This window comes from Micromonospora sp. SL4-19 (assembly GCF_047921475.1).
GTDB lineage: Bacteria > Actinomycetota > Actinomycetes > Mycobacteriales > Micromonosporaceae > Micromonospora.
In genome coordinates this window covers 1-343 of the sequence record NZ_JBLROB010000101.1, presented here as the reverse complement: position 1 = coordinate 343, position 343 = coordinate 1, and the positions used below count along the sequence as shown (strand labels likewise).

Genomic DNA, 343 nt, shown 5'->3' with positions numbered 1-343 from the left:
GAGTAGCGGCGGCCTTTGGTGAGGAAGTGGCCGCCGTAGCCGAGCATGTGCGCCCATCGGCGTAGCCGGGCGTATGGGTTGGTCGTCGCTGGTTTCGTCGGTTCGGTGTCAAGGGCGGCTTGACGGTGGGCTACGCAGACGGGGCAGGCGGCGTAGCGGGTGTGGGTGCCGCAGTCGGGGCACTCCCAACGCTGGACGAAGCCGGGTGTGGGCCGTGGTTCGCGGGGCCGCTCGGACAGGGGGATCGGGGTTGCGGTGGGTCGGCCGATGCGCCAGCAGGCGTCGATGAGGCGGGCGGTGTGGTCGCCGTCGGGGTCGGCGTAGTCGCCGATGGTGTCGGCGT

Annotated in this window: 1 protein-coding gene; it reads right to left on the bottom strand. The window is 71.4% G+C overall.

The features are described from left to right. Window positions 1–343, bottom strand: a 343-nt coding sequence (locus ACNAVT_RS31860; RefSeq protein WP_416301710.1) for a replication initiator, incomplete at both ends; no start/stop codon positions are given.